Origin of the sequence: Sporichthya sp. (assembly GCF_013815995.1) — a bacterium.
In the GTDB taxonomy this organism is placed as follows: domain Bacteria; phylum Actinomycetota; class Actinomycetes; order Sporichthyales; family Sporichthyaceae; genus Sporichthya.
Genome location: NZ_JACDFE010000023.1, coordinates 20,017 through 29,183 on the forward strand (window position 1 = coordinate 20,017; position 9,167 = coordinate 29,183).

The 9,167-nt window shown below is 71.8% G+C and carries 7 protein-coding genes; 4 read left to right on the plus strand and 3 right to left on the minus strand.

Annotated elements, in window-relative coordinates; all coding sequences use genetic code 11:
- Position 1: 1 nt before the first annotated feature.
- A complete protein-coding gene (locus H0X00_RS04700; RefSeq protein ID WP_293767605.1) occupies positions 2-1,759 on the minus strand; it encodes an NAD+ synthase in 1,758 nt (585 codons plus the stop codon).
- Positions 1,760-1,867: 108 nt separating this feature from the next.
- Between H0X00_RS04700 and H0X00_RS04705 the strand changes: the two genes are divergently transcribed.
- A complete protein-coding gene (locus H0X00_RS04705; protein WP_293767606.1) occupies positions 1,868-2,074 on the plus strand; it encodes a hypothetical protein in 207 nt (68 codons plus the stop codon).
- Between the two features lie 3 nt (positions 2,075-2,077).
- Here H0X00_RS04705 and H0X00_RS04710 read toward each other — a convergent pair whose 3' ends face one another.
- A complete protein-coding gene (locus H0X00_RS04710; RefSeq protein ID WP_293767607.1) occupies positions 2,078-3,001 on the minus strand; it encodes a hypothetical protein in 924 nt (307 codons plus the stop codon).
- Between the two features lie 86 nt (positions 3,002-3,087).
- Here H0X00_RS04710 and H0X00_RS04715 point away from each other — a divergent pair, with 86 nt between their 5' ends.
- A complete protein-coding gene (locus tag H0X00_RS04715; RefSeq protein ID WP_293767608.1) occupies positions 3,088-4,425 on the plus strand; it encodes a glutamine synthetase family protein in 1,338 nt (445 codons plus the stop codon).
- A gap of 336 nt (positions 4,426-4,761) precedes the next feature.
- Here H0X00_RS04715 and H0X00_RS04720 read toward each other — a convergent pair whose 3' ends face one another.
- Positions 4,762-5,289 (minus strand): PadR family transcriptional regulator, encoded by a 528-nt coding sequence (locus H0X00_RS04720; protein WP_293767609.1) that lies wholly within the window; start codon positions 5,287-5,289, stop codon positions 4,762-4,764.
- 27 nt (positions 5,290-5,316) lie between these two features.
- On the opposite strand from H0X00_RS04720, the gene H0X00_RS04725 reads away from it, so the two are divergent.
- Together H0X00_RS04725 and H0X00_RS04730 are read left to right on the plus strand one after the other, a co-directional pair.
- Positions 5,317-8,310 (plus strand): bifunctional [glutamine synthetase] adenylyltransferase/[glutamine synthetase]-adenylyl-L-tyrosine phosphorylase, encoded by a 2,994-nt coding sequence (locus tag H0X00_RS04725; protein WP_293767610.1) that lies wholly within the window; start codon positions 5,317-5,319, stop codon positions 8,308-8,310.
- Between the two features lie 43 nt (positions 8,311-8,353).
- The coding region (locus tag H0X00_RS04730) for an MFS transporter (protein WP_293767611.1) at positions 8,354-9,167 on the plus strand (814 nt) is incomplete at its 3' end.

Genomic DNA, 9,167 nt, shown 5'->3' on the forward strand with positions numbered 1-9,167 from the left:
CTCAGGTGGGCGGGGCCTGCTCGCGCCAGCCGTTGGTGATCGGCAGTCGGCGGTCACGGCCGAACGCGCGCAGCGAGATCTTGGTGCCCGGCGGGTACTGCCGGCGCTTGTACTCCGCGAGGTCGACCAGACGCAGGATCCGCTCCACCAGCTCCGGGTCGAATCCGGCGGCGACGAGGTCCGCAGCGGAGGCGTCGCGTTCGATGTAGTCGTCGAGCAGGTCGTCGAGCACGGCGTAGTCCGGCAGCGAGTCGGTGTCGAGCTGACCCGGCCTCAGTTCCGCGGACGGCGGCTTGGTGATCGAGTTCGGTGGGATCGGCGGTAGTGCACCGCGACGACCGGCTTCGGCATTGCGCCATGCGGAGAGCTTCCAGACGAGCGTCTTCGGGACGTCCTTGAGTGGCGCGTAGCCACCGACCGCGTCGCCGTAGATCGTGGAGTACCCGGCGGCCAGTTCGCTCTTGTTCCCGGTGGCCAGAACCAGGTGTCCCTCGGCGTTGGACAGCCCCATCAGCGTGGTGCCGCGCACCCGCGCCTGCAGGTTCTCCTCGGCCAGGCCGGTGAGCTTGAGGGAGTCCAGGTAGGCCGCGACCATCGGCTCGATCTCCACCACCCGGTACTGGCAGCCGAGCCGGGCGGCGGAGTCGTCGGCGTCGGTGCGGGAGTGGTCGGAGGAGTACTTCGACGGCATCGAGACCCCGTGGACGTTGGCGGCCCCGATCGCGTCACAGGCGATCGCCGCGGTCAGGGCGGAGTCGATCCCGCCGGACAGGCCCAGGATCACCGAGCGGAAACCGTTCTTCCGGACGTAGTCGCCGAGGGCGGTGACCAGCGCGGCGTAGACCTCGGCCTCGGCCGGGAGGCGGGGCTGCACCGCGACGGGCGCGGGGTCCCAGGACGGCAGCGGTTCGGCGGAGATCAGGGTGCGGACCACGCTGACGTCCCCGGCGCCGAGGTCGACCGGCTCGGCCGCGCCCTGCGGCAGGTCCAGGTCGACGACCAGGACGGCCTCGACGAACTGCGGCGCCCGGGCCAGCACCTTACCGGCGGCGGAGACCACCAGGGAATCGCCATCGAAGACCAGCTCGTCCTGTCCCCCGACGAGGTTGACGTAGGCCAGCGTCGCGCCGGCCTCCGCGGCGCGCCGGGCGCACAGCGCGAGCCGGGTGTCGTCCTTGTCCAGCTCGTAGGGCGAGCCGTTGATCACGACCAGCAGCCCGACCCCGGCGCCGCCGGCGGCGGCGACCGGGCCGCCGTCCTGCCAGAGGTCCTCGCAGATCGCGAAGGCGACGTCGATGCCGTGCAGGCGCACCACCGGCAGGACGTTGCCGGGCACGAAGTAGCGGAACTCGTCGAACACCCCGTAGTTGGGCAGGTGGTGCTTCGCCGACCGGATCGCGACCCGGCCGCCGTGCAGGACCGCGAGCGCGTTCTCCGGCGCCCCGATCGGGCGACCCAGCTGCGGCCGCGCGCGCTCGTCGATGTCCAGGTAGCCGACCACCACGGCCACCTCGCCCAGGCCCTCGTCCAGCAGCCGGGTCGCCAGCGCGTCGAGGCCGGCGCGGGAGGCCCGCTGGAACGACCGGCGCAGCGCGAGGTCCTCCACCGGGTACCCGGTGAGCACCATTTCGGGGAACGCGACCAGCTGCGCACCGGCGGCCGCTGCCTCGTGGGCCCGGGCCACCACGATCTCGGTGTTGGCCGCGATGGCGCCGACGGTGACGTTGACCTGGCAGAGAGCGAGGCGAAGCTGCGGCATGCCTTTGAGCCTAGGTCCGGCCGGATTCGAGGTGCGGCGGCGGGTGATCGGGGGAAGGAGGGCTGGGTGCCGGTGCCATCGGGCGTCGGCCGAACCGAAGGAGATCCCATGGGCGACATCGCGACCAAGGTGGACAAGGCCTACGAGGGCATGAGCATGACCGAACTCGCGAAGGCTCCGGTCGAGGCCCTGCAGGGTGTCAGCGAAGGGGACGCGAAGTTGCTCAAGGAGGCGTTCAACATCTCCACGGTCTCCGACCTCGGCACGAACAAGTACTTCCTCTGGGCTCAGGCCATCAACACGTTGGCGGAGTAGGACTCAGCGGTCATCCGCCGACGGCCGGAACCACCGGTAGGTGCCGTCCGGGCGGACCGGCAGCGGGGACCCGTAGGAGTAGGTGACGACCACGCGGTTGGACAGCGCCGCGCTCAGCTTGATTAGCACCGAGCGCCGGGACGACGAGAGCCGGCAGTTGCCGTTGCGGTTGTGGCCGTTCGGGTGCTCGATCGCGCCGACGGCCACCGCCGTCGCGGTCTCCTGGAAGACCGGGGTGTAGTCGGCCCGGCAGTTCCCCTCGCCGGGGGCGGCGCCGAGGAAGTTGTAGGTCAGCCGCGTTCCGTCCGGGCTGATCGTGACGTCGCCTTCGGAATCCGTCGGGACCGGCGAGGGGTACACGCCGTCGCCGCGGACGGCGAGCACGGTGGCCGGGACCGGTACGGACTCGAACAGGACGGTCCAGGCCGGCAGCGTGAGCCGGCCCCGGTCGGTGTCGAAGGTCCGCCGGGTCAGCCGGATCTCGGTGATCCGGACCGGGTCGGCGCCCGGTTCCGGGTCCCGCACCGTGCCCAGGGCGGTCCGGCGCAGGGTGCTCACCGCGTCCTCGGCGCTCAGGATCGGGTACGCGTCCAGGCGTGGGGGACTGACCGGCCGCTCCTCCGGGCCGATCCAGCGGCCCTGGAACCGCTGGGCCGTGCCGGAGCTCGCCCGCAGCGCGCTGGGCAGGGTCACGGGGTCGAAGACGAGGAGCGGACGGCGCCCATCGCCGACCGGGAACTCCCGCCACGGGGCCATCGCCAGGAGCGGGTCGGCCAGCGCGCGCTCGGCCCGGCCCGGCGGGTCGAGCACCAGGCGGGGGGCCGGGGAGTTGTCGGGCAGCGCCAAGCCGAGCGCGACGAAGCCCGTGACGGTCGTCGCACCCAGCGTCAGAAATCGCTGCGTCCTGATCGCCACAGCGTGCCGCACCCCCTCTCACCTGCGCGCGTAACCCCGACGAAACACGAGCCGGTAAGGCTGCACCTCGGCAGTCGTCATCCGTGAGAATGGGCTCCATGGACAAGCAGACCGAATTCGTCTTACGCACCCTCGAAGAGCGTGACCTGCGTTTCGTCCGGTTGTGGTTCACCGACGTTCTGGGTTTCCTCAAGTCGGTCGCCATCGCACCGGCCGAACTGGAGTCCGCCTTCGCGGAGGGCATCGGCTTCGACGGCTCCGCCATCGAGGGCTTCGCTCGCGTGCACGAGTCGGACATGCTCGCCAAGCCGGACCCGGCGACCTTCCAGGTGCTGCCCTGGCGCGCCGAGGCCCCCGGCACCGCGCGCATGTTCTGCGACATCCTGCAGACCGACGGCACCCCGAGTTTCGCCGACCCGCGCTACGTGCTGAAGCGGACGCTCGCCCGCGCCTCGGACCAGGGGTTCACCTTCTACACCCACCCCGAGATCGAGTTCTACCTCTTCGACAAGCACCCGGAGATCGGGCAGCGGCCGACGCCGATCGACCACGGCGGGTACTTCGACCACACGATCCACGGCGCCGGGCACGACTTCCGCCGGCACGCGATCACGATGCTGGAGTCAATGGGCATCTCGGTGGAGTTCAGCCACCACGAGGGCGGCCCGGGCCAGCAGGAGATCGACCTGCGCTACGCGGACGCCCTGTCCACCGCCGACAACGTCATGACCTTCCGAATGGTGATGAAGGAGGTCGGCCTCGAGCAGGGCGTGTTCGCCTCGTTCATGCCGAAGCCGTTCACCGAGCACCCCGGCTCGGCGATGCACACCCACCTCTCGCTGTTCGAGGGTGACCGCAACGCCTTCTACGAGGCCGGCGCGGAGTACCAGCTGTCCAAGGTCGGGCGGGCGTTCATCGCCGGCCTGCTGCGGCACTCGGCGGAGATCACCGCGGTCACCAACCAGTGGGTGAACTCCTACAAGCGACTGTGGGGCGGCGGCGAGGCCCCGTCCTTCATCTGCTGGGGCCACAACAACCGGTCTGCGCTGGTCCGGGTGCCGATGTACAAGCCGACCAAGGGACAGTCCACCCGGGTGGAGGTCCGCTCGCTCGACTCCGCCTGCAACCCCTACCTGGCCTACGCGCTGCTGCTGGCGGCCGGCCTCAAGGGCATCGACGAGGGCTACGAGCTCCCGCCGGGCGCCGAGGACGACGTCTGGTCGCTCTCGACCTCCGAGCGACGCGCGCTGGGCATCGACCCGCTGCCGCAGAACCTGGCCGAGGCGATCGCGCTGATGGAGCGCAGCGAGCTCGTCGCCGAGACCCTCGGCGAGCACGTCTTCGACTTCTTCCTGCGCAACAAGCGGCGGGAGTGGGAGGAGTACCGCATGCAGGTCACTCCGTTCGAGCTGGACCGGTATCTGCCTGTGCTCTGAGGGCCCCGCTCCGCCGAGGACTCCTCGGCGATGGCTCGGTTCCGTCCTGGCTCGCAAGCTCGCCCTGGACGGAACGCTCCGCTTTAGTCGCCTACGGAGTCCTCGGCTGCGCGGATCCCTCGCCGCCCGCGGAGTACCGGCCCCGCTCGTCCCTCGTTCTCACCGGGAAGTGCCGGCGGGCCGTTGAGATGAGCCCGGACATGACGCAGGCCCCGAGGGGGAACCGCCCGATTTCCCCTGGGGCCTGCGTGAAGGTGCTCAGCCCATGTCGTAGTCACACTGTAACTGCCCATTAGTAACAGTGCAACTACTAACTCCACAGGGCCCGCGGGCGGGTCAGCCGGAGCGGAGCCGGCCGATCGCGGCGAGGACGCCGCGGGCCATCTCCGCCCGCCACATCGCGACCAGGTCCGCCGGGTCGGCGTCGGAGCGCTTGACCAGGGCGTCGGTGAGGTCGACGAAGACCTGGTACTGCTGGTCGATGAAGGGGGAGCGGGGCAGGCCCATCCGGTCCCGGAGCATCAGCTTGATCAGCAGCTCGGAGCGGGCGTCGCGCAGGTGGTCGACGGGCTGGTCGAACCACTCTCGGGCCGTCCTGGTGCCGGCTGCGGTGATCTGGAACGGCGTCCGGCCGGGCCCCCGCGAGCCGCTCTCGACCTCGCCCGCCCGGGCGAAGCCGGCCTCGGCCAGCTGCTCGATCGCGCGGTAGACCTGAGGCCGGGACACCGACCACGCGCGGCCCAACTCGGCCTCCGGGGAGAGCTTGCGGGCCAGTGCGAATCCGTGCGCCGGGCCCTCCACGCACAGCACCCCGAGCACCACGCGCGCGTGCACCTGCAACTCCATCCGCACAGCATGTCCCACCGCCGGTCCACGGCTAGGTTGATCCCCGTGAGCGCGCCCGAACCGCACCGTCCCCGGACGGCGACGACGGACGCGCTGCTGGTTCGGCTCGGCTTCCAGGAGCGGCCGGAGGCCATCCGCCGGATCGCCCTGCCGGACCTGGATCTGGAGTCCGACCCGGATCTGCTCGCCGCCTTCGGGGAGGCCGCCGACCCGGACCTCGCGCTGGCCTCGCTGACCGCACTCGCCGAGGTGACCGACGGCAAGGAACTGCGGGCGGCCCTCGTGCGCTCCGAGGCGTTCCGGCGCCGGCTGATCGCCGTCCTGGGCGCATCCCAGGCCCTCGGCGCCTACCTGCTCCGCCATCCAGCCGACTGGAAGCTGGTGGAGAAGGACGCCGGGGCGCCGGACTCCCCGCACTTCCTGCGGGCCGCGATGCTCGAGGCCGTCGGTGCGAACGCCGACGAGGCGGAGCCGGTCGCGGACGACGCCGGAGACACCACCTACGACCGACTGCGCATCGAGTACCGGCGCTGGCTGCTGCGCCTGGCCGCGCGCGACCTGACCGGTGGCGCAGATCTCGAGGCGGTCTCCGCGGAGCTCGCCGACCTCGCCGCGGCGACCCTGGAGGCCGCGCTGGCGATCGCCCGGTCCGCCCTGCCGGCGAACGCGGAGCCGTGCCGGCTCGCCGTGATCGGGATGGGCAAGGGCGGCGGCCGGGAACTGAACTACGTCAGTGACGTCGACGTGGTCTTCGTCGCGGAGCCGTACGAGGGCGGCGACGAGCAGGCCGCCCTGCGCTGCGCGACCCAACTCGCCTCCAACCTGATGAAGGCCTGCTCGGCCGCCACCGCCGAGGGCACGGTCTGGCCGGTCGACGCCGCTCTGCGCCCCGAGGGCAAGCAGGGCCCGCTGGTGCGCACCCTGGCCAGCCACGTCGCCTACTACGAGCGCTGGGCCAAGACCTGGGAGTTCCAGGCTCTGCTCAAGGCACGTCCGGTGGCGGGCGACCGCGGGCTCGGCAAGGCCTACTTCGACGCCATCGGGCCGATGGTGTGGAAGGCCGCCAACCGGGAGAACTTCGTCGCCGACACCCAGGCGATGCGTAAGCGGGTCGAGGCGACGATGACGCCGGCCGAGGCGGAGCGGCAGATCAAGCTCGGGCCCGGTGGCCTGCGCGACATCGAGTTCGCCGTGCAGTTGCTGCAGATGGTGCACGGGAGGGCGGACGACACGCTGCACAGCGGCACTACCCTGTCAGCACTGGCGGCCCTTTCAGTTGGTGGATACGTCGGCCGCGACGACGCCGCCCGCCTCGACGAGGCCTACCGCTTCCTGCGCACCCTCGAGCACCGCATTCAGCTCTACAAGTTGTGGCGGACCCACGTGCTGCCGGAGGGCGACGCGGACATGCGCCGCCTCGGCCGCGCGATGGGGCTGCGCGGCGACCCCAAGGTCGAGCTGACCGAGACCTGGCGCAAGCACGCCCACGAGGTCCGGCGCCTGCACGAGAAGCTCTTCTACCGTCCGCTGCTGATGGCCGTGTCCCGGCTGGCCGAGGACGACGCCAAGCTGACCCCGGACGCGGCCAGGGCCCGGCTGGCCGCCCTGGGTTACGCCGACCCCGCCGGAGCGCTGCGGCACCTGGAGGCGCTCACCACCGGCGTCAGTCGACGCGCCTCGATCCAGCGGACATTGCTGCCTGCCATGCTCGGCTGGTTCGCCGACGCCGCGGACCCCGACGCGGGACTTCTGGCGTTCCGTCAGGTCTCCGACGCCCTCGGCTCCACGCCCTGGTACCTGCGCCTGCTGCGTGACGAGGGCAAGGCCGCCGAGCGGATGGCGCACCTGCTGGCCTCGACCCGGTTCGCCTCGGAGTTGCTCCTCAACGCCCCCGAGGCCACCAACATGCTGGCCGACGACGCCGAGCTGCGTCCGCGCGAGCGCAGTGCGCTGTTCACCGAGGTGCACGCCGCGGTCGCCCGCGCGCAGAACCCCGAGGCCGCGGCGATCAGCGTGCGCGCGATCCGCCGCCGCGAGCTGTTCCGGATCGCGGCGGCCGACGCGCTCGGGATGCTTCAGGTCATCCCGGTCACCGAAGGCCTGACCGACGTCGTCGGGGCCACGCTGTCCGGTGCGCTGCACGCGGCCACCCGCCTGGTCGTCCCCGAGGGCGAGCCGGTCACCCGCATGGCCGTGATCGCGATGGGACGCCTCGGCGGGCACGAGGTCGGCTACGCCAGCGACGCGGACGTGTTGTTCGTGCACGACCCGTTGCCGGGGGTGGAGGAGAAGGTCGCCACCGACGGCGCGCAGGCGATCGCCAACGAGATGCGCCGCCTGCTCAAGATGCAGGCCTCCGAGCCGGCGCTCGAAGTGGACGCCGACCTGCGCCCCGAGGGGCGGCAGGGGCCGCTGGTCCGCTCGCTGGCCTCCTACCACGCGTACTACGACCGTTGGTCCAGCCCCTGGGAGGCCCAAGCCCTGTTGCGGGCGGAATTCGTCGCGGGCGACGCCGACCTGGGCGAGCGCTTCACCGCCATGATCGACCCGTTGCGCTATCCGGCCACAGGCCTGACGGATGATCACATTCGGGAGATCCGCCGGATCAAGGCGCGGGTGGAGACCGAACGCCTGCCTCGGGGCGCCGATCCCGCCCTGCACACCAAGCTCGGCCGCGGCGGCCTCGCCGACGTCGAGTGGGTCGCACAGCTGCTGCAGTTGCGCTACGGCGCGCAGCACCCGGGATTGCGCACTACCCGCACCCTGCTCACCCTGGCTGCGGCCCGCGACGCGGGACTGCTCGACGCCGACGACCGGGACGTGCTGGACGCTTCCTGGCGGCTGGCCACCCGGATGCGCAACGCGATCATGCTGGTCCGTGGCCGGCCCGCGGACAGCCCGCCCACCGGTGGCCGCGAGCTGTCCTCGATCGCCCGCATCCTGGGCTGTCCCCCGGAGGAGTCCGGCCACCTGCTGGACGACTACCGCCGGGTCACCCGCCACGCGCGCGCGGTCGTGGAGCGGGTGTTCTACGAGTGACTGTTCTCGATGAGCGTCGTTGAGCGTCGATGAGCACTGACGCATGAGTACAGGGCGGGGACGACCGTGGCGCAGTGGTGAATTCCGGGCCCTGATCGGCGCCCAGGTCACCAGCGAGATCGGTGACCAGTTCGCCCGTGTCGCCGTCGCCGGCATCGTCCTCGAGCGCTCCGGCAGCGCCCTGTACTCCGCCCTCGCCTTTGTCGTCAGCTACCTGCCCGGCATCGCCGGTGCGCTGCTGCTCGGTCCGTTGGCCGACCGGCTGCCCCGCCGCGCCCTGATGATCGGCTGCGACCTTGCCCGGGCCGCCGTGGTCGCGGTGCTGGCGCTGATGGTGGCCGCCGAGGCGCCGCTGTGGTCGTTGACCGCGGTGCTGCTGCTCGCCGAACTGTTCAGCGCCCCGTTCGATGCAGCGCGGTCGGCCCTGGTGCCCGACGTCCTCACCGAGCCGGCCGACTTCCACGCCGGCGCGGGCATCTCCCGGACGCTCTACCAGCTGAACCAGACGGTCGGCCTGGCCCTGGGCGGTCTGGTCGCCTACGGAGCCTCGGCCCAGCTCGCGCTCTGGCTGGACGTGGTCAGCTACGGCGTCTCTGCGCTGATCCTGATCGCCGCGGTCCGGCACCGTCCGGCCGCGCTGGCCGACGCGCCGTGGGGTCTCGACGTCTCGGTCGCGTTCCGGCTGGTGCTGGCCGATCCGGTGCGCCGGACCTTCATCGCGCTCGGCTGGGCCGCCGGCGGGGTGCTGATCGCCCCGGAGGCGGTCGCGCTGGCCTACGCCGTCGAGCACGGGGACGAGCGCCTCGGTGGCGCGCTGATCGCGGCGCTGCCGGCCGGGGCCGCGCTCGGGGCCTGGC